This window comes from Blastococcus sp. SYSU DS0616 (assembly GCF_054051015.1).
Genome location: NZ_JBJHAJ010000021.1, coordinates 1 through 17,955 on the forward strand (window position 1 = coordinate 1; position 17,955 = coordinate 17,955).

Consider the following 17,955-nt stretch of genomic DNA (forward strand, 5'->3'; position numbering starts at 1 on the left):
TTTTTTTTATTTATTAACGGCGGGGGGGCGGAAAAAAAAAAAATAAAAAAAAACGCCGGGGGGGGGGGGGGGGGGGGGGGGCCCCCCCCCCCCCCCCGGCCATGGGCTCGGGGCGGCACGCCGCCCGAGCCCTCCCGGGTCCTGGACCCAGCGGGTCAACAGACCCACTTGATCTTTCACAACCGATCGGCAGGAGCGAGAACAGGCGATGGCGGGACAGAAGATCCGCATCCGGCTGAAGGCCTACGACCACGAGGCGATCGATGCCTCGGCGCGGCGCATCGTGGAGACGGTGACGAAGACCGGAGCGCGCGTCGTCGGCCCGGTGCCGCTGCCGACGGAGAAGAACGTGTACGCCGTGATCCGGTCTCCGCACAAGTACAAGGACTCCTTCGAGCACTTCGAGATGCGGACCCACAAGCGGCTCATCGACATCCTCGACCCGACGCCGAAGACGGTCGACGCGCTCATGCGCATCGACCTGCCGGCCTCGGTCGACGTCAACATTCAGTAAGGGCAGTCAGCAGACATGGCGAGCACATTCCGTGGTCTCCTCGGCGAGAAGCTGGGGATGACCCAGGTTTTCGACGAGAACAACCGCCTCGTGCCGGTGACCGTCGTCAAGACGGGCCCGTGTGTGGTGACCCAGGTGCGCACCCCCGAGGTCGACGGCTACTCCGCCGTCCAGCTCGGGTTCGGTGAGATCGACCCGCGCAAGGTGAACAAGCCCGAGGGCGGGCACTTCACCAAGGCGGGCGTGACGCCGCGGCGCCACCTGGTGGAGCTGCGCACCTCCGACGCGGGGAACTACACGGTCGGCCAGGAGCTGACCGCCGACGTGTTCGACGGCGTCGCGAAGGTCGACGTCATCGGCACCAGCAAGGGCAAGGGCACCGCCGGTGTCATGAAGCGCCACGGGTTCAAGGGCCTCGGCGCCTCGCACGGCACCCAGCGCAAGCACCGGTCGCCGGGTTCCATCGGTGGCGCGTCGACGCCGGGCCGGGTCTTCAAGGGCCTGCGCATGGCCGGCCGCATGGGTGCGGTCAAGACCACGACCCTGTCGCTCGTCGTCCACAAGGTGGACACCGAGCGGGGTCTGCTGCTGATCAAGGGCGCCATCCCCGGCCCGAAGGGCGGCCTCGTGCTCGTCCGTTCGGCCGTCAAGGGCGGTCCCGTGGGGAGTGACGACAAGTGACCTCATCGACCGAGACGCGCACCGACCGCCAGGTCGACGTCCGCACCCCGGCGGGGGAGACCTCCGGCAGCGTGACGCTGCCCGGTGAGCTCTTCGACGCCAGTGCGAACGTCTCCCTGATGCACCAGGTCGTCGTCGCGCAGCTGGCGGCTGCCCGCCAGGGCACCCACGCCACCAAGTCGCGGGGTCAGGTCGCCGGCGGTGGCGCGAAGCCGTACCGCCAGAAGGGCACCGGGCGTGCCCGCCAGGGCTCGATCCGCGCGCCGCAGTTCACCGGTGGTGGCATCGTCCACGGCCCGCAGCCGCGCAACTACGAGCAGAAGACCCCGAAGAAGATGAAGGCCGCCGCCCTGCGCGGTGCCCTCTCCGACCGGGCCCGCGAGGGCCGGGTGCACGTGGTCTCCGCGTTCGTCGACGGCGACGCCCCCAAGACGAAGGCCGCGCTGGCCACGCTGAACGCCGTCACCCAGGCCAAGCGGGTCCTGGTGGTCCTCGACCGCGACGACGTCCTCAACTGGGTCAGCCTGCGCAACGTCCCCGAGGTGCACCTCATCGAGGCCGGCCAGCTCAACACCTACGACGTGCTGGTCTCCGACGAGGTCATCTTCACCGAGGCGGCGCTGGCCGAGTTCGTCGCCGGTCCGGCCAAGGGCAAGCGCTCCGGCGCCGACCTGCCCGACCTCGCCACCTCCGAGATCCCCGGTGGCATCCCGTCCATCGCCCCCGCCGCCGGCGAGGGCACCGTCGAAGAGACCACCGAGGAGAAGGCATGAGCGTCCGCGACCCCCGGGACGTCCTGCTCGCCCCGGTCATCTCCGAGAAGAGCTACGGCCTGCTGGATGGCAACCAGTACACGTTCATCGTGCGGCCGGACGCCAACAAGACGCAGATCAAGATTGCGGTCGAGCAGATCTTCAAGGTGAAGGTCCTCGGCGTGAACACGATCAACCGCCAGGGCAAGCGCAAGCGCAGCCGGGGTACCCAGATGGGCAAGCGCAAGGACACCAAGCGCGCCATCGTCTCCGTGGCTGCCGGCGACCGCATCGAGATCTTCGGTGGTCCCGGCGCCTGAGCGCCGTGACCGTTTCGGACCAGAGATAGAGGACTGAGTCAGCAATGGCTATCCGCAAGTACAAGCCGACGACGCCGGGCCGCCGCGGCTCCAGCGTCGCCGACTTCGCCGAGGTCACGCGAGACCACCCCGAGAAGTCGCTGGTCCGACCGCTGCACGGTCGTGGCGGGCGCAACGTGCACGGGAAGGTCACCGCTCGCCACCAGGGTGGCGGCCACAAGCGCGCCTACCGGGTGATCGACTTCCGTCGTGCCGACAAGGACGGCGTGCCGGCCAAGGTCGCGCACATCGAGTACGACCCGAACCGCACCTCCCGGATCGCGCTCCTGCACTTCGCCGATGGCGAGAAGCGCTACATCATCGCGCCGGCGCGGCTGAAGCAGGGCGACACGGTGGAGTGCGGCCCCACGGCCGACATCAAGCCGGGCAACAACCTGCCGCTGCGGAACATCCCGGTCGGCACCGTGGTTCACGCCATCGAGCTCCGTCCCGGTGGCGGCGCGAAGATCGCCCGTTCCGCGGGGACCAGCGTCCAGCTGGTCGCCCGCGAGGGTCGCTTCGCGCAGCTGCGCATGCCGTCGGGGGAGATCCGCAACGTCGACGTGCGCTGCCGCGCGACCGTCGGCGAGGTGGGCAACGCCGAGCAGTCGAACATCAACTGGGGCAAGGCCGGCCGTATGCGGTGGAAGGGCAAGCGCCCGACCGTCCGCGGTGTGGCGATGAACCCGGTCGACCACCCGCACGGTGGCGGTGAGGGCAAGACCTCCGGTGGTCGCCACCCGGTGAACCCGAAGGGCAAGCCGGAGGGCCGGACGCGCAAGCGGAAGGCAAGTGACGCCCTGATCGTGCGCCGCCGGCGCACCAACAAGAAGCGCTGAGCGGGTAGAGGAGTCCGACAGATATGCCACGCAGCCTGAAGAAGGGCCCGTTCGTCGACGACCACCTGCTCGCCAAGGTGGACGCCCAGAACGCCAAGGGCACCAAGAACGTGATCCGTACCTGGTCACGCCGTTCGACGATCATCCCCGACATGCTCGGCCACACTCTCGCGGTGCACGACGGCCGCAAGCACGTCCCGGTGTTCGTGACCGAGGCGATGGTCGGGCACAAGCTCGGGGAGTTCGCGCCCACGCGCACCTTCCGCGGGCACGTCAAGGACGACCGCCGCTCGCGGCGGGGCTGACCAGGTAGAGAGAGATTCAGATGACTTCCCAGTTGGGACAGGAGGCGCCGGTCGCCCGGGCTACGGCCCGGTTCGTCCGCGTGACCCCCATGAAGGCCCGCCGCGTGGTGGACCTGATCCGCTACCTGCCGACCGACGAGGCCCTGGCGCTGCTGCGCTTCGCCCCGCAGTCGGCGAGCGAGCCGGTCGCCAAGGTGGTCGCCAGCGCGGTGGCCAACGCCGAGCACAACCTGCAGCTGGACCCGGCTGCACTCGTGGTCAGCGCGGCGTACGTCGACGAGGGGCCGACGCTCAAGCGGATCCGTCCGCGTGCGCAGGGCCGGGCGTTCCGCATCAACAAGCGGACCAGCCACATCACCATCGAGGTGAGCGAGGTCGCCAGCAGCGCCGTCCTCGCGCAGAAGTCGCGCAAGGCGCGCCGGGACACCGGCCAGTCCGGCCCGGCCACCCAGCAGTCCACCAGCAACACGAGGGGAGGGACCCGATAGTGGGTCAGAAGGTCAACCCGCACGGGTTCCGGCTCGGGATCACCACCGACTACAAGTCCCGGTGGTACGCGGACAAGCTGTACAAGGACTACGTCAAGGAAGACGTCGCGATCCGCAAGCTCATGTCCAAGGGCATGGAGCGGGCCGGCATCTCCAAGGTGGAGATCGAGCGCACCCGTGACCGGGTCCGCGTCGACATCCACACCGCCCGTCCGGGCATCGTCATCGGGCGCCGCGGCGCCGAGGCGGACCGCATCCGCGGCGAGCTGGAGAAGCTGACCGGCAAGCAGGTGCAGCTGAACATCCTCGAGGTCAAGAACCCCGAGTCCGACGCGCAGCTGGTCGCCCAGGGCGTCGCCGAGCAGCTCTCCAGCCGGGTGAGCTTCCGTCGCGCCATGCGCAAGGCGATGCAGTCCGCCCAGCGCAGCCCGCAGGTCAAGGGCATCCGGGTGCAGTGCTCGGGTCGCCTCGGCGGCACCGAGATGAGCCGCTCGGAGTTCTACCGCGAGGGCCGGGTGCCCCTGCACACCCTCCGGGCGAACATCGACTACGGCATCTACGAGGCCCGTACGACCTTCGGTCGCATCGGCGTCAAGGTGTGGATCTACAAGGGCGACGTCAGCGGCTCGCGCGCCGAGCGGGAGGCCCTCGAGGCCCTCGCCCAGCGTCAGCAGCGACGTGAGCGCGCGCAGCGGCCCCAGCGCCGTTCGGGTTCCTCGGGCACCACCGCTGGTGGCACCGAGGCCGGCCGCGCCGCCGCCGAGTCCACGACGGGGCCGGTGGCCGAGACCACCGACGCCGTGGTCGCGCAGACCTCCGGTGAGGTCGCTCCCGAGCAGACCGTCGCCGAGGCAGCCGGCCCGCAGGGCACGGCAGCCGCCGAGACGGCCACCGAGAACACGGAGAGCTGAGCCATGCTCATCCCACGGCGCGTCAAGCACCGCAAGCAGCACCACCCGAGCCGCTCCGGCCGGGCCAAGGGCGGCACCGAGATCAACTTCGGTGAGTACGCCATCCAGGCCCTGGAGCCGGCCTACGTCACCAACCGGCAGATCGAGTCGGCGCGTATCGCGATGACCCGGCACATCCGTCGTGGCGGGAAGGTGTGGATCTCGATCTACCCCGACCGTCCGCTGACGAAGAAGCCCGCCGAGACCCGCATGGGTTCCGGTAAGGGTTCGCCCGAGTGGTGGGTGGCCAACGTCAAGCCCGGTCGCGTGCTGTTCGAGCTGTCCGGGGTCGCCGAGCCCGTGGCCCGCGAGGCCATGCGTCGTGCGATCCACAAGCTGCCGATGAAGTGCCGCTTCATCACGCGTGAAGGAGAAGTGTGATGGCCGCCGGTCTGACCGCTCCCGAGCTGCGCGAGCTCTCTGCTGACGAGCTCGCCTCGCGGCTGCGCGAGTCGAAGGAAGAACTGTTCAACCTGCGGTTCCAGGTGGCCACCGGCCAGCTGGACAACAATCGGCGACTGCAGACCGTCCGCCGCGACATCGCCCGGATCTACACGATCATGCGCGAGCGCGAGCTGGGTCTCTCGGTCGCCCCGAACGAGGGTGTGGCATGAGCGAGACCCAGGAGTCGTCCGGCCCCGGCCTGGCCGGCCGTGGCTACCGCAAGGTCCGCGAGGGCCTCGTCGTCAGCGACAAGATGGAGAAGACCATCGTCGTCGAGGTCGAGGACCGCGTGAAGCACGGCCTGTACGGCAAGGTCATCCGCCGGACGAGCAAGCTGAAGGCGCACGACGAGCAGGGCGTCGCCGGTGTCGGTGACCGCGTGCAGATCATGGAGACCCGGCCGACGTCGGCCACCAAGCGGTGGCGGCTGGTCGAGGTCATCGAGAAGGCCAAGTAGTCCTGCAGGAGGCGGCCCGGCAGGGTCGCCCCAGGTAGGAGTACGCTGAACGACTGGCGCGCACCTCGTGGCTCGAGGGGGTCGCGCGTCACATCCCGGTACCCGTGCTTCGGACGCACCGGCGGCAACTGCCGCCGGTGCGTCCGCACGCGAGTGCCGGACAGCCGGTTCACCGTTCCGGCCCGGCTGTCACCACAAGTATTTGGGAGTAGGACGTGATCCAGCAGGAGTCGCGGCTGCGCGTCGCCGACAACACCGGTGCGAAGGAGATCCTCTGCATCCGGGTGCTCGGCGGCTCCGGGCGACGCTACGCGGGCATCGGCGACATCATCGTCGGCACCGTGAAGGACGCGCTGCCCGGTGCAGGCGTCAAGAAGGGTGACGTCGTCAAGGCCGTCGTCGTCCGCACCGTGAAGGAGCGCCGTCGTCCGGACGGCTCCTACATCCGCTTCGACGAGAACGCCGCGGTCATCATCCGCGACAGCGGCGACCCGCGCGGGACGCGCATCTTCGGGCCCGTCGGCCGGGAGCTCCGCGACAAGCGCTTCATGCGGATCATCTCGCTCGCCCCGGAGGTGCTGTGATCATGGCGGACAAGACCCCGTCGATGAAGGTCAAGAAGGGCGACACCGTCCTCGTGCTGGCCGGCAAGGACAAGGGAGCCAAGGGCCGCGTCATCGCCGCCTACCCCAAGCTCCAGCGGGTCCTGGTCGAGGGCGTCGGTCGCGTGCGGAAGCACACCCGCATCAGCTCGACCCAGCGCGGCGCCCAGCAGGGCGGGATCGTCACGCAGGAGGCGCCCATCCACGTGAGCAACGTGATGGTGGTCGACTCCGAGGAGAAGCCGACCCGGGTCGGCTACCGCAAGGACGAGGAAGGCCGCAGCATCCGGGTCTCGCGGCGCACCGGTAAGGACCTCTGAACCTCATGAGCGCACCCACCCGTGAGCTGCCCCGCATGCTCGCCCACTACCGCGAGACGATCACGCCGGCCCTCCAGTCGGAGTTCGGCTACGAGAACGTCATGCAGATCCCGCGCCTGACGAAGATCGTCGTCAACATGGGCGTCGGCGAGGCCACCCGCGACGCCAAGCTGATGGACGGCGCGGTCCGCGACCTCACCGCCATCACCGGCCAGAAGCCGGCCGTCGTCCGGGCCCGCAAGTCCATCGCGCAGTTCAAGCTGCGCGAGGGCATGCCCATCGGCGCGAAGGTCACCCTCCGCGGCGACCGCATGTGGGAGTTCCTGGACCGCCTGCTGTCGCTGGCGCTGCCCCGCATCCGCGACTTCCGCGGCCTGAACCCCAAGCAGTTCGACGGCCACGGCAACTACACGTTCGGGCTGAACGAGCAGTCGATGTTCCGCGAGATCGACGTCGACAAGATCGACCGTCCCCGCGGCATGGACATCACGCTGGTCACCACCGCGACCACCGACGAGGAGGGTCGCGAGCTGCTCCGCCAGCTCGGCTTCCCCTTCGCCGGCCAGCCCGTCGTCACGACCGTCCGCTGAGCCGGGCAGGAGAGAAGAGATGGCCAAGAAGGCGCTGATCAACAAGGCGGCCCGCACCCCGAAGTTCAAGGTGCGTGGCTACACCCGCTGCCAGCGGTGCGGTCGCCCGCACTCGGTGTTCCGCAAGTTCGGCCTGTGCCGGATCTGCCTGCGGGAGATGGCCCACGCCGGGGAGCTCCCGGGCGTTCGCAAGAGTTCCTGGTAAAACACCCCGTCCTCCCCACCCTTCGCAAGCTCAGGGTGGGACCCGGGACGGGGCCGGGCCGCTCCATCCCCTCACCAACGCACCACTGATCGCCGAAAGGCCCCGCGCCAAGTCCCCGATGACCCGGCGCACGAGGAACCGCGGCGAGAGAGGCACCACTACGTCATGACCATGACCGACCCGATCGCAGACATGCTGACGCGTCTGCGCAACGCCAACCAGGCGTACCACGACTCCGCGGTCATGCCGTCGTCGAAGCTCAAGACGCACATCGCCGAGATCCTCCAGCAGGAGGGCTACATCGCGGGGTGGCGCGTGGACGAGACCGACGCCGACGGCAAGCCGTTCAAGCAGCTGGTGGTCGACCTCAAGTACGGCCCGAACCGCGAGCGGAGCATCGCCGGCGTCCGGCGGGTCTCCAAGCCCGGTCTGCGGGTGTACGCGAAGTCGACGGCGCTGCCCAAGGTCCTCGGCGGCCTCGGCGTCGCGATCATCTCGACCTCGACCGGGCTGCTGACCGACAAGCAGGCGAACAAGAAGGGCGTGGGTGGGGAAGTCCTCGCCTACGTCTGGTAAGGGAGCGAACGACAATGTCACGGATCGGACGACTCCCGATCGCCGTGCCCGGTGGTGTCGACGTCGCCATCGACGGTCAGACGGTCAGCGTGAAGGGACCCAAGGGCACGCTCAGCCACACGGTCGCCGCGCCGATCACCGTCGAGCGCGACGAGGACGGCACGCTGCGGGTGCAGCGCCCCAACGACGAGCGGCAGAGCCGCGCCCTGCACGGGCTCTCGCGGACTCTGATCGCCAACATGATCACCGGCGTCACCGAGGGGTACACCAAGACCCTCGAGATCGTCGGTGTCGGTTACCGCGTCCAGGCGCGCGGCTCGGACCTCGAGTTCGCCCTGGGCTTCAGCCACCCCGTGCCGGTGAAGGCCCCGGAGGGCATCACCTTCGCGGTCGAGTCCCCGACCCGCCTGCGGGTCAGCGGGATCGACAAGCAGCTGGTCGGTGAGGTGGCGGCCAAGATCCGCAAGATCCGCAAGCCCGACCCGTACAAGGGCAAGGGCGTGCGGTACCAGGGCGAGGTCGTCAAGCGCAAGGTCGGGAAGACGGGTAAGTGATGGCTCAGGCAACTGCTCCCACGAACGGGAAGACCGCCGGCGGCCGCAAGCCCGTCGGCACCGACATCAGCACCGCGCGGCGCGTCTCGCGCCTGCGTCGGCACAACCGGCTGCGCAAGCGGGTCGCCGGCACGCCGGAGCGCCCGCGCCTGGTGGTCAAGCGCAGCTCGCGCCACATCCACGTGCAGGTGGTCGACGACACCGTCGGCCGCACCGTGGTGAGCGCGTCGACCATGGACGCCAGCCTGCGTGGCGCCGAGGGCGACAAGTCCGCCCTGGCCCGCCAGGTGGGTGCCCTGGTGGCCGAGCGCGCGAAGGCCGCCGGCATCACGGCGGTCGTCTTCGACCGCGGGGGCAACCGCTACGCCGGGCGCATCGCCGCGCTGGCCGACGGTGCCCGCGAGGGTGGGCTGGACTTCTGATGACCAGCCACCGCACCAGCACGAGCGAGCAGATCGAGAGGGACGTCTGATGCCAGGACCACAGCGACGCGGCGGCGGCGCCGGCGGCGGCAACGACCGCCGCGACCGTCGTGACGGCGGGCGGGGCCCCGGAGGCGCTCCCGCCGAGAAGAGCAACTACATCGAGCGCGTGGTGGCGATCAACCGCGTGTCCAAGGTCGTCAAGGGTGGTCGGCGCTTCAGCTTCACCGCTCTGGTGATCGTGGGCGACGGTGACGGCACCGTGGGCGTCGGCTACGGCAAGGCCAAGGAGGTGCCCGCGGCGATCGCCAAGGGCGTCGAGGAGGCGAAGAAGCACTTCTACAAGGTGCCGCGCATCGCCAGCACCATCCCGCACCCCGTGCAGGGTGAGGCGGCGGCGGGCGTCGTGCTCCTCAAGCCGGCGAGCCCCGGTACCGGTGTCATCGCCGGTGGCCCGGTGCGCGCCGTGCTGGAGTGCGCCGGTATCCACGACGTGCTCTCGAAGAGCCTCGGTTCGTCGAACCCGATCAACATCGTGCACGCCACCATGCAGGCGCTGAAGGACCTCGTCCGCCCCGAGGAGATCGCGGCCCGCCGTGGTCTGCCCCTCGAGGACGTCGCCCCGGCCGCCATGCTGCGTGCGCGTGCGGGTCAGGGGGTCTGAGATGGCGCAGCTGAAGGTCACCCAGGTCAAGTCCGCGATCGGCACCAAGCCCAACCAGCGCCAGACGCTGCGCTCGCTGGGCCTGAAGAAGATCAACGACTCGGTCGTCCAGGAGGACCGTCCCGAGATCCGCGGGATGGTCGCGACGGTGCCGCACCTCGTGCGCGTCGAAGAGGTCTGAGGAAAGACTCGCTATGACACTGAAGGTCCACCACCTGCGTCCGGCCCCCGGCGCCCACACCAAGAAGACCCGCGTGGGTCGTGGTGAGGGTTCCAAGGGCAAGACGGCCGGGCGCGGTACCAAGGGCACCGGCGCGCGGGGCACCGTCTCCGCGCGGTTCGAGGGTGGGCAGACCCCGCTGAACATGCGGCTGCCCAAGCTCTCGGGCTTCAAGAACAACAACAAGGTCGTCTTCCAGGTCGTCAACCTCGACCGGATCGCGGCGCTGTTCCCGCAGGGGGGCGCGGTCAACCCGGACACGCTGGCCGAGGCCGGCGCGGTGCGCCGCGGCCAGCCGGTCAAGGTGCTGGGCACCGGTGACCTCGGCGGGATCAAGGTCGACGTGCACGCGAACGCCTTCTCCGCCTCGGCTGCCGAGAAGATCGCCGCGGCCGGCGGCAGCACCACCGTTCTCTGAGTAGAAGGACCCCTTCCCCTCCCTCGGCCCCGTCCGGAGGCTCACCGCGAGCTCGCGAGCGGTGAGGGGGACGGGGTCCTTCTCTTGCTAACCTCACTCGACCGAACAGGGGAGGGCACGTGCTGCAGGCGTTCGCCGCGGCGTTCCGGACGCCAGATCTCCGGCGCAAGCTGCTGTTCTCCCTGGCGATCATCGCCGTCTACCGGCTGGGGGCGGCGGTCCCGGGGCCGGGCGTCTCGGTGGAGGCGATCAACAGCTGCCTGGAGCAGGCCCAGGCCTCCGACCAGCGGGACCTCTACTCGCTGGTGAACCTCTTCTCCGGCGGCGCGCTGCTCCGGTTGAGCGTGTTCGCGCTGGGGATCATGCCCTACATCACCGCGAGCATCATCGTGCAGCTGCTGGTGGTGGTGATCCCGCGCTTCGAGCAGCTGAAGAAGGAAGGGCAGTCGGGTCAGGCCAAGCTGACCCAGTACACCCGCTACCTCACCATCGCGCTGGCCGTGCTGCAGAGCACCGGCATCATCGCCCTCGCCCGCAGCGGGCAGCTGTTCCCGAACTGCAGCCAGGAGATCATCCCGTCGGAGTCGGTCTGGACGACGGTGATCCTGGTGATCACGCTGACCGCCGGCACCGCGCTGATCATGTGGCTCGGCGAGCTGCTGACCGAGAAGGGGATCGGCAACGGCATGTCCGTGCTGATCTTCACCTCGATCGCCGCGCGGATCCCGGCCGAGGGCGGCTCGATCCTGCAGACGCGGGGCGGCATCGTCTTCGCCGTCGTGTGTGCCTTCGCCGTCGTGATCATCGGCACCGTGGTCTACGTCGAGCAGGCGCAGCGCCGCATCCCGGTGCAGTACGCCAAGCGGATGGTCGGCCGCCGGATGTACGGCGGCACGTCGACCTACCTGCCGCTGAAGGTGAACCAGGCCGGCGTCATCCCGGTCATCTTCGCCTCGTCGCTGCTGTACCTGCCCCAGCTGATCACCCAGCTCCAGGGCAACGAGACCGGAGCGGTGCGTCGGTTCTTCGAGAACTACGTGATCGACCAGAGCAGCCCGGTCCACGTCGCGATCTACTTCGCGATGATCATCTTCTTCACGTACTTCTACGTGTCGATCACGTTCAACCCGGAGGAACGGGCCGACGACATGAAGCGCTACGGCGGCTTCATCCCGGGCATCCGGCCGGGGCGGCCCACCGCCGAGTACCTGCAGTACGTCCTGTCCCGGATCACGCTTCCGGGGTCGATCTACCTGGGTCTGGTCGCAGTCCTGCCGAACCTCTTCCTGTCGATCACGCAGGAAGGGCAGAACCAGAACTTCCCGTTCGGTGGAACCGCTGTCCTGATCATGGTCGGAGTGGGGTTGGAGACGGTGAAGCAGATCGAGACGCAACTGAATCAGCGCAACTACGAAGGGTTCCTGAAGTAGTGCGCATCGTCCTCCTGGGCCCCCCCGGAGCGGGCAAGGGCACCCAGGCGCAGATCATCGCCGCCAAGCTCGGCGTCCCCGCGATCTCGACCGGCGACATCTTCCGCGCCAACGTGAGCGGGAAGACGGAGCTGGGCCAGAAGGCCAAGGTCTACATGGACGCCGGCGACCTCGTGCCCGACGAGATCACCGTCGCCATGGTCAAGGACCGGCTGGCCGAGGACGACGCGGAGTCGGGCTTCCTGCTCGATGGCTTCCCGCGCACCATCGCCCAGGCCGAGCAGCTGCGGGAGTCCCTCACCGAGCTGGGGCAGAAGCTCGACCGCGTCGTGGAACTCGTGGTCGACGAGGACGAGCTGGTCCGGCGGCTCTCGGGTCGGCGCATGATCGTGGACGGTAAAGAGGTCCAGCGCGACGACGACAAGCCCGAGACGGTGCGGCACCGGCTGCACGTGTACCGGGAACAGACCGCACCGGTGGCAGGCTTCTACGAGGACGAGGGGCTGCTCGCGCGCATCGACGCGATCGGTCCGGTCGAGGAGGTCACCGCCCGGGCGCTGCGCGCGCTGGGCGCTGACGATGACGGCGAGGCCGGTCAGCCGGCGTGAGCCACCGGCCGGCCGGTGCGGTGAAGGAGCGACGCGGAAGATGACGGCAGGCATCCTCGGCCGCCTTCCGTTGGTCGCGAAGTGGAGTGGACGCATGATCCAGATAAAGACGCCGCACGAGATCGAGCTGATGCGGGGCGCGGGGCTCGTCGTCGCGGGAGCGATCGCGGCCGTCCGCGCTGCCATCCGCCCGGGGGTCACCACGGGTGAGCTCGACGCGATCGCCGAGGACCACATCCGCAGCGCGGGTGCCGTGCCCTCGTTCCTGGGGTACCACGGCTTCACCGGCAGCATCTGCGCGTCGATCAACGACGAGATCGTGCACGGCATCCCGCACAAGGACCGGGCGCTCGCCTCGGGCGACAACATCTCGATCGACTGCGGGGCCATCCTGAACGGCTGGCACGGGGATTCCGCCGTGACGGTGACGGTGGGGGAGCCCTCTGCCGAGGATGCGGCGCTGCTCGACGTGACGGAGCGGTCGATGTGGGCGGGGCTGGCCCGTGCCGTCGCCGGCGGCCGGCTGACCGACATCAGCTCCGCGGTCGAGCAGGTCATCCGGGCCGAGAGCCACCCGTACGGCATCGTCGACCACTACGGCGGGCACGGCATCGGCACGGAGATGCACCAGGACCCGCACGTGCTGAACTACGGGCGGCCGGGCCGTGGCCCCAAGCTCGTCCCCGGCCTCGCCCTGGCGATCGAGCCGATGGTGACCGTCGGCGACCCCGCCACCGTGGAGCTCGAGGACGGTTGGACGGTCGTCACGAAGGACGGGTCGCGCGCGGCACACTTCGAGCACACGGTCGCCATCACCCCCGAGGGTCCGTGGGTGCTCACCGCCGAGGACGGCGGCGTCGCGGGTCTGGCGCCGTTCGGGATCACGCCCCGCACCTGAAGAAGGACCCCGACCTCCTCACCCCTCGCACGCTGGGAGTGAGCCCCTGATCGGGCCGTTCAGCACGTCACCACTGTCACTCCGGGGCGGGTTGGTGACGCGTGGGACATCGGGGTACGATCTTCTGTGGCGCTAGCGCCGTTCTGTCGTCGTGCTGTGGCCGCATGACGCAGAGCGCCCTCTGCGAGAGCGCCGGCACCACCCGATCTGCAAAGTCCCGAGCGCGTCCAGCCGGTCATCGGCGCGGCCGCGCGAAGGAACCAGTACCACCGAGTCAAGGAGTGCGTGTAGGGCATGGCGAAGAAGGACGGGGCCATCGAGGTCGAGGGTCGCGTCGTCGAGCCGCTGCCCAACGCGATGTTCCGGGTCGAGCTGCAGAACGGGCACCGGGTGCTCGCCCACATCAGCGGCAAGATGCGGCAGCACTACATCCGCATCCTGCCCGAGGACCGCGTGGTCGTGGAGCTCTCGCCCTACGACCTGACGCGCGGTCGCATCGTCTACCGCTACAAGTGACCGTCACGGACCCGCACGGCGTGCGCGGTCCGGGCACATCGATTTCGAGGAATGAGGGGCGGCACCGGTGAAGGTCCAGCCGTCGGTGAAGAAGATCTGCGACAAGTGCAAGGTGATCCGCCGGCACGGCCGGGTCATGGTCATCTGCGACAACGCCCGGCACAAGCAGCGCCAGGGCTGAGGGAGTACCTGAACATGGCACGACTGGCTGGCGTCGACCTGCCCCGCGAGAAGCGGATGGAGATCGCGCTCACCTACATCTATGGCATCGGCAAGCACCACGCCAAGGAGACCCTGGCCGCGACGGGTGTGAACCCCGACCTGCGCGCCAAGGACCTCAGTGACGAGGACCTGCTGAAGCTCCGCGACTACATCGACGAGCACTTCCGCGTCGAGGGTGACCTGCGCCGCGAGGTGGCCGCCGACATCCGTCGCAAGGTGGAGATCGGTTGCTACCAGGGTCTGCGGCACCGCCGTGGCCTCCCGGTGCACGGTCAGCGCACCAAGACCAACGCGCGCTCGAGCAAGGGCCCGCGCAAGACCATCGCCGGCAAGAAGAAGGCCGGCAAGAAGTAAGCCGCGAGAGCGCGTCGCCGCAGATCCCGTGAGGGGGGAGCGTCGGCGCGCACGCGTGCTGCCTCTCTAGGCCACGAAGAGAAGGAACTCGACAGACTCATGCCTCCCAGGGCTCGCGCCGCGGCCGGCGCCAAGAAGGTCCGCCGCAAGGAGAAGAAGAACGTCGCTCACGGTGCTGCGCACATCAAGAGCACGTTCAACAACACGATCGTCTCGATCACCGATCCCAGCGGGAACGTGATCAGCTGGGCCTCCGCCGGCCACGTCGGCTTCAAGGGCTCCCGCAAGTCGACCCCCTTCGCCGCGCAGATGGCCGCCGAGAACGCGGCCCGCAAGGCGCAGGAGCACGGCATGCGCAAGGTGGACGTCTTCGTGAAGGGCCCCGGCTCCGGCCGGGAGACCGCGATCCGCTCGCTCCAGGCCACCGGCCTTGAGGTGGGGCAGATCCAGGACGTCACCCCGCAGCCGCACAACGGCTGCCGCCCCAAGAAGCGCCGCCGGGTCTGACCGGCCACTGACGAGACGAAGAGGTAGATAGACGTGGCCCGTTACACCGGAGCCGACTGCCGCATGTGCCGGCGCGAGAAGATGAAGCTGTTCCTCAAGGGCAGCAAGTGCGAGTCCCCGAAGTGCCCGATCGAGATCCGGCCGTACCCGCCGGGCGAGCACGGCCGGGGCCGCAGCAAGGACAGCGAGTACCTGCTGCAGCTGCGCGAGAAGCAGAAGGCCCGCCGTATCTACGGTGTGCTGGAGAAGCAGTTCCGCGGCTACTACGAAGAGGCCAACCGCAAGACGGGCAAGACCGGTGAGGTCCTGCTGCAGATCCTCGAGTCGCGGCTGGACAACGTGGTCTACCGGGCCGGCTTCGCCGAGTCCCGCGACATGGCCCGCCAGCTGGTGCGCCACGGTCACATCCGGGTGAACGGCCGCAAGGTCGACATCCCGTCGTACCGGGTCAGCGAGAACGACATCATCGAGGTCGCCGAGAAGTCGCGCACGATGATGCCGTTCGAGGTGGCCCAGGCCCGCGCGGGCGAGCGCCCCGTGCCGCCGTGGCTCGAGGTCATCAGCACCCAGCTCCGCGTGCTCGTCCACGGCATCCCGGCCCGTCAGGTGATCGACACCCCGGTCCAGGAGCAGCTGATCGTCGAGCTGTACTCGAAGTAGAAGGACCCTGTCGCACCCCGCCACACGCTCCCCGCGCGGCGGGCCCCTGCGACAGGGCCGTTCCAGCACCACCGGTCCCGGCGGACGGACAGATGTCCGCCGGGGCCAGCACCACCCCCTCACGGCGTCATATGGCGGGTGCCGGAGGACCTGAAGGAGACACCCAATGCTCATCGCACAGCGCCCCACGCTGACCGAGGAGACCATCTCGGAGCAGCGCTCGCGGTTCATCATCGAGCCGCTCGAGCCGGGCTTCGGCTACACCCTCGGCAACTCCCTGCGGCGCACGCTGCTGTCGTCCATCCCCGGTGCCGCTGTCACCAGCATCCGCATCGAGGGCACCCTGCACGAGTTCACCACCGTGCCGGGCGTCAAGGAGGACGTCACCGAGATCATCCTCAACCTCAAGAGCCTGGTCGTCAGCTCCGACTCCGACGAGCCGGTGACCATGTACCTGCGCAAGCAGGGCCCGGGTGAGGTCACCGCCGCGGACATCGCGCCGCCGGCCGGCGTCGAGGTGCACAACCCCGAGCTGCACATCGCCACCCTGAACGGCAAGGGTCGGCTGGAGGTCGAGCTGGTCGTCGAGCGCGGCCGCGGTTACGTGCCGGCCCCGCAGAACAAGCAGCCGGGCCAGGAGATCGGCCGCATCCCCGTCGACTCGATCTACTCGCCGGTCCGCAAGGTCACCTACGCCGTCGAGGCGACCCGCGTCGAGCAGCGCACGGACTTCGACCGGCTCGTGGTGGACGTGGAGACCAAGCCCTCCATCGCCCCGCGGGACGCGATCGCCTCGGCCGGGTCGACCCTGGTCGAGCTCTTCGGGCTGCTGCGCGAGCTGAACATCGACGCCGAGGGCATCGAGGTCGGGCCCAGCCCGGCCGAGGCCGCCGACATCGCCAACTTCTCGATGCCGATCGAGGACATGGACCTCACCGTCCGGTCCTACAACTGCCTCAAGCGCGAGGGCGTGCACACCGTCGGTGAGCTCGTGACCCGCTCCGAGGCCGACCTGCTCGACATCCGGAACTTCGGGGCCAAGTCGATCGACGAGGTCAAGATGAAGCTGGCCGCCATGGGGCTGGCGCTCAAGGACAGCCCGCCCGGGTTCATCCCCACCTCGATCGAGAGCTACGACGAGGGCTACGAGACCGACGCCTACCAGGGCACGGGCGAGTACGCGGCCGGCTACGACCAGGCGCAGTACGACGAGGGCTCCTACCAGGAGACCGAGCAGCTCTGAGCAAGGGCCCCGCTGCACCCCGCCGCCGGCACGTCCGCGGTGGGCCCCTGCAGCGGGGCCGCTCGGGGCACGCCACACTGACGCCACGAGCAGTGCAGGCACCACCGCAGCAAGGACGACAGCACCACCACGGATGCAGCCGGCAGCGAGCGCCCGGCCGCCTGAGGAAGGACCGACATGCCCACCCCCACCAAGGGCCCCCGTCTCGGCGGCTCCCCCGCGCACGAGCGGCTGATGCTGGCCAACCTGGCCACCTCGCTGTTCGAGCACGGGCGGATCACCACCACCGAGGCGAAGGCCAAGCGGCTGCGTCCGCTGGCCGAGAAGCTGGTGACCTTCGCCAAGCGCGGTGACCTGCACGCGCGTCGTCAGGTGATGACGACCATCCGTGACAAGGACGTCGTCCACACCCTGTTCGCCGAGATCGGCCCTCGCTACGAGAACCGCCCCGGTGGCTACACCCGCATCACCAAGGTCGGTCCCCGCAAGGGCGACAATGCCCCGATGGCGGTCATCGAGCTGGTCGAGGCCCTGACCGTCGGCCAGCAGGCCGTCGGCGAGGCCGAGCGCGCCCGTGGCACCCAGTTCGCCACCGGCGCCGGCGCGGCCGCTGCCACCGGCGAGGTCACCGCGGACGCGATCGAGACCGCCGACGCCGAGGAGACCCCGGTCGACGAGTCCGCTGCCGCGGAGACCTCCGTCGCCGAGGACGCGGCGGCCGACCAGGTCGCCGAGGAGGCGGCCGGCGAGACCGCCGCCGACGCCGAGGACACGGACGCCCGATGAGCTCGCCCGAGGACGTGACGGGCGCCGGCGCGGCCGGCGTGTCCGCCGGTGGCGGCGACCAGGGGGCGACGTTCCAGGGTGAGACCACCGGTCCCGGTGGCGACACCTCGCCCGCGGTGACCGACGGCAGCGTCACGGACGAGGCGCAGGAGATCGTCACCGACGTCTACAACCCCGACGGCGACCGGCAGGACGACGGTGACGTGACGCCCGAGCCGCAGCGCGAGAACGCGGCCTTGGTGGACGACCCGGCGCTCTCGCCCGAGGTGGCCCGGGCCGCGGCGGCGGAGGTCGAGGCCGCCGAGCTCGGGGACGCCGCGACCGCGAGCCAGCAGTACCAGGGCGGCGACGCCGCTCCGGACCCGAAGTGA

At 69.4% G+C, this 17,955-nt stretch carries 32 protein-coding genes; all 32 read left to right on the plus strand.

The window, feature by feature from the left end:
* The first annotated feature begins 208 nt into the window (after positions 1 to 208).
* The 32 genes from rpsJ (at position 209) to ACI79K_RS15310 (ending at position 17,955) form a co-directional block, all read left to right on the plus strand.
* On the plus strand, positions 209 to 514 hold the full coding sequence (gene rpsJ / locus ACI79K_RS15155) for a 30S ribosomal protein S10 (protein WP_014377994.1): 306 nt from the start codon (positions 209 to 211) through the stop codon (positions 512 to 514).
* A gap of 15 nt (positions 515 to 529) precedes the next feature.
* Complete coding sequence (gene rplC, locus ACI79K_RS15160) at positions 530 to 1,195, plus strand: 50S ribosomal protein L3 (protein WP_456590456.1); 666 nt, start codon at positions 530 to 532, stop codon at positions 1,193 to 1,195.
* Positions 1,192 to 1,968 (plus strand): 50S ribosomal protein L4, encoded by a 777-nt coding sequence (gene rplD, locus ACI79K_RS15165; protein ID WP_456590455.1) that lies wholly within the window; start codon positions 1,192 to 1,194, stop codon positions 1,966 to 1,968. Before rplC ends, rplD begins: the two co-directional genes overlap by 4 nt.
* The gene (rplW, locus tag ACI79K_RS15170; RefSeq protein ID WP_347058012.1) at positions 1,965 to 2,267 is read left to right on the plus strand and encodes a 50S ribosomal protein L23; all 303 of its coding nucleotides are present in this window, start codon (positions 1,965 to 1,967) and stop codon (positions 2,265 to 2,267) included. The genes rplD and rplW overlap by 4 nt, the downstream gene beginning before the upstream one ends.
* 44 nt (positions 2,268 to 2,311) lie before the next feature.
* The gene (gene rplB, locus ACI79K_RS15175; protein WP_456590454.1) at positions 2,312 to 3,145 is read left to right on the plus strand and encodes a 50S ribosomal protein L2; all 834 of its coding nucleotides are present in this window, start codon (positions 2,312 to 2,314) and stop codon (positions 3,143 to 3,145) included.
* Positions 3,146 to 3,168: 23 nt separating this feature from the next.
* Positions 3,169 to 3,450 (plus strand): 30S ribosomal protein S19, encoded by a 282-nt coding sequence (gene rpsS, locus ACI79K_RS15180; RefSeq protein ID WP_236825796.1) that lies wholly within the window; start codon positions 3,169 to 3,171, stop codon positions 3,448 to 3,450.
* 20 nt (positions 3,451 to 3,470) lie between these two features.
* Positions 3,471 to 3,938 carry a 50S ribosomal protein L22 gene (gene rplV / locus ACI79K_RS15185; RefSeq protein WP_091929107.1) on the plus strand — a complete coding sequence of 156 codons (468 nt, stop codon included), beginning with the start codon at positions 3,471 to 3,473 and terminating at the stop codon, positions 3,936 to 3,938.
* Positions 3,938 to 4,849, plus strand: coding sequence for a 30S ribosomal protein S3 (gene rpsC / locus ACI79K_RS15190; RefSeq protein ID WP_456590453.1), 912 nt, complete (start codon positions 3,938 to 3,940; stop codon positions 4,847 to 4,849). Before rplV ends, rpsC begins: the two co-directional genes overlap by 1 nt.
* A 3-nt stretch (positions 4,850 to 4,852) precedes the next feature.
* Positions 4,853 to 5,269: a 50S ribosomal protein L16 gene (gene rplP, locus ACI79K_RS15195; protein WP_014377986.1), complete on the plus strand. Its 417-nt coding sequence runs from the start codon at positions 4,853 to 4,855 to the stop codon at positions 5,267 to 5,269.
* A complete protein-coding gene (gene rpmC / locus ACI79K_RS15200) occupies positions 5,269 to 5,502 on the plus strand; it encodes a 50S ribosomal protein L29 (RefSeq protein ID WP_097194642.1) in 234 nt (77 codons plus the stop codon). Before rplP ends, rpmC begins: the two co-directional genes overlap by 1 nt.
* Positions 5,499 to 5,789, plus strand: coding sequence for a 30S ribosomal protein S17 (gene rpsQ, locus ACI79K_RS15205; protein WP_456590452.1), 291 nt, complete (start codon positions 5,499 to 5,501; stop codon positions 5,787 to 5,789). The genes rpmC and rpsQ overlap by 4 nt, the downstream gene beginning before the upstream one ends.
* 215 nt (positions 5,790 to 6,004) lie before the next feature.
* Positions 6,005 to 6,373 carry a 50S ribosomal protein L14 gene (gene rplN, locus ACI79K_RS15210; protein ID WP_305998210.1) on the plus strand — a complete coding sequence of 123 codons (369 nt, stop codon included), beginning with the start codon at positions 6,005 to 6,007 and terminating at the stop codon, positions 6,371 to 6,373.
* Between the two features lie 2 nt (positions 6,374 to 6,375).
* Complete coding sequence (gene rplX / locus ACI79K_RS15215; RefSeq protein WP_456590451.1) at positions 6,376 to 6,711, plus strand: 50S ribosomal protein L24; 336 nt, start codon at positions 6,376 to 6,378, stop codon at positions 6,709 to 6,711.
* 5 nt (positions 6,712 to 6,716) lie between these two features.
* Complete coding sequence (gene rplE, locus ACI79K_RS15220) at positions 6,717 to 7,301, plus strand: 50S ribosomal protein L5 (protein ID WP_456590450.1); 585 nt, start codon at positions 6,717 to 6,719, stop codon at positions 7,299 to 7,301.
* A 19-nt stretch (positions 7,302 to 7,320) separates the two neighbouring features.
* Positions 7,321 to 7,506: a type Z 30S ribosomal protein S14 gene (locus ACI79K_RS15225; RefSeq protein ID WP_091929101.1), complete on the plus strand. Its 186-nt coding sequence runs from the start codon at positions 7,321 to 7,323 to the stop codon at positions 7,504 to 7,506.
* Between the two features lie 165 nt (positions 7,507 to 7,671).
* Complete coding sequence (gene rpsH / locus ACI79K_RS15230) at positions 7,672 to 8,082, plus strand: 30S ribosomal protein S8 (protein WP_456590449.1); 411 nt, start codon at positions 7,672 to 7,674, stop codon at positions 8,080 to 8,082.
* A gap of 14 nt (positions 8,083 to 8,096) precedes the next feature.
* Positions 8,097 to 8,636 (plus strand): 50S ribosomal protein L6, encoded by a 540-nt coding sequence (gene rplF / locus ACI79K_RS15235; RefSeq protein WP_456590448.1) that lies wholly within the window; start codon positions 8,097 to 8,099, stop codon positions 8,634 to 8,636.
* Complete coding sequence (rplR, locus tag ACI79K_RS15240) at positions 8,636 to 9,058, plus strand: 50S ribosomal protein L18 (RefSeq protein WP_456590447.1); 423 nt, start codon at positions 8,636 to 8,638, stop codon at positions 9,056 to 9,058. The genes rplF and rplR overlap by 1 nt, the downstream gene beginning before the upstream one ends.
* Positions 9,059 to 9,107: 49 nt before the next feature.
* The gene (gene rpsE, locus ACI79K_RS15245) at positions 9,108 to 9,722 is read left to right on the plus strand and encodes a 30S ribosomal protein S5 (RefSeq protein WP_026857030.1); all 615 of its coding nucleotides are present in this window, start codon (positions 9,108 to 9,110) and stop codon (positions 9,720 to 9,722) included.
* A 1-nt stretch (position 9,723) separates the two neighbouring features.
* A complete protein-coding gene (gene rpmD / locus ACI79K_RS15250) occupies positions 9,724 to 9,903 on the plus strand; it encodes a 50S ribosomal protein L30 (RefSeq protein ID WP_284491275.1) in 180 nt (59 codons plus the stop codon).
* Positions 9,904 to 9,916: 13 nt separating this feature from the next.
* Positions 9,917 to 10,360 carry a 50S ribosomal protein L15 gene (rplO, locus tag ACI79K_RS15255; RefSeq protein ID WP_456590446.1) on the plus strand — a complete coding sequence of 148 codons (444 nt, stop codon included), beginning with the start codon at positions 9,917 to 9,919 and terminating at the stop codon, positions 10,358 to 10,360.
* Between the two features lie 119 nt (positions 10,361 to 10,479).
* A complete protein-coding gene (gene secY, locus ACI79K_RS15260; protein WP_456590445.1) occupies positions 10,480 to 11,790 on the plus strand; it encodes a preprotein translocase subunit SecY in 1,311 nt (436 codons plus the stop codon).
* Positions 11,790 to 12,398 (plus strand): adenylate kinase, encoded by a 609-nt coding sequence (locus tag ACI79K_RS15265; protein ID WP_456590444.1) that lies wholly within the window; start codon positions 11,790 to 11,792, stop codon positions 12,396 to 12,398. Before secY ends, ACI79K_RS15265 begins: the two co-directional genes overlap by 1 nt.
* 40 nt (positions 12,399 to 12,438) lie before the next feature.
* On the plus strand, positions 12,439 to 13,296 hold the full coding sequence (gene map / locus ACI79K_RS15270; protein WP_456590443.1) for a type I methionyl aminopeptidase: 858 nt from the start codon (positions 12,439 to 12,441) through the stop codon (positions 13,294 to 13,296).
* 294 nt (positions 13,297 to 13,590) lie between these two features.
* Positions 13,591 to 13,812 carry a translation initiation factor IF-1 gene (gene infA, locus ACI79K_RS15275; protein WP_012950459.1) on the plus strand — a complete coding sequence of 74 codons (222 nt, stop codon included), beginning with the start codon at positions 13,591 to 13,593 and terminating at the stop codon, positions 13,810 to 13,812.
* A 67-nt stretch (positions 13,813 to 13,879) separates the two neighbouring features.
* The gene (rpmJ, locus tag ACI79K_RS15280) at positions 13,880 to 13,993 is read left to right on the plus strand and encodes a 50S ribosomal protein L36 (RefSeq protein WP_012950458.1); all 114 of its coding nucleotides are present in this window, start codon (positions 13,880 to 13,882) and stop codon (positions 13,991 to 13,993) included.
* Between the two features lie 14 nt (positions 13,994 to 14,007).
* Positions 14,008 to 14,388 (plus strand): 30S ribosomal protein S13, encoded by a 381-nt coding sequence (gene rpsM, locus ACI79K_RS15285; RefSeq protein WP_456590442.1) that lies wholly within the window; start codon positions 14,008 to 14,010, stop codon positions 14,386 to 14,388.
* A 99-nt stretch (positions 14,389 to 14,487) separates the two neighbouring features.
* Entirely contained in the window at positions 14,488 to 14,895 is a 408-nt protein-coding gene (gene rpsK / locus ACI79K_RS15290; RefSeq protein WP_091319594.1) for a 30S ribosomal protein S11, read from the plus strand.
* Positions 14,896 to 14,928: 33 nt separating this feature from the next.
* Positions 14,929 to 15,555 (plus strand): 30S ribosomal protein S4, encoded by a 627-nt coding sequence (gene rpsD, locus ACI79K_RS15295; protein WP_456590441.1) that lies wholly within the window; start codon positions 14,929 to 14,931, stop codon positions 15,553 to 15,555.
* Between the two features lie 166 nt (positions 15,556 to 15,721).
* On the plus strand, positions 15,722 to 16,798 hold the full coding sequence (locus ACI79K_RS15300) for a DNA-directed RNA polymerase subunit alpha (RefSeq protein WP_456590440.1): 1,077 nt from the start codon (positions 15,722 to 15,724) through the stop codon (positions 16,796 to 16,798).
* Positions 16,799 to 16,975: 177 nt separating this feature from the next.
* A complete protein-coding gene (rplQ, locus tag ACI79K_RS15305; protein WP_456590439.1) occupies positions 16,976 to 17,584 on the plus strand; it encodes a 50S ribosomal protein L17 in 609 nt (202 codons plus the stop codon).
* Positions 17,581 to 17,955 carry a hypothetical protein gene (locus ACI79K_RS15310; protein WP_456590438.1) on the plus strand — a complete coding sequence of 125 codons (375 nt, stop codon included), beginning with the start codon at positions 17,581 to 17,583 and terminating at the stop codon, positions 17,953 to 17,955. Before rplQ ends, ACI79K_RS15310 begins: the two co-directional genes overlap by 4 nt.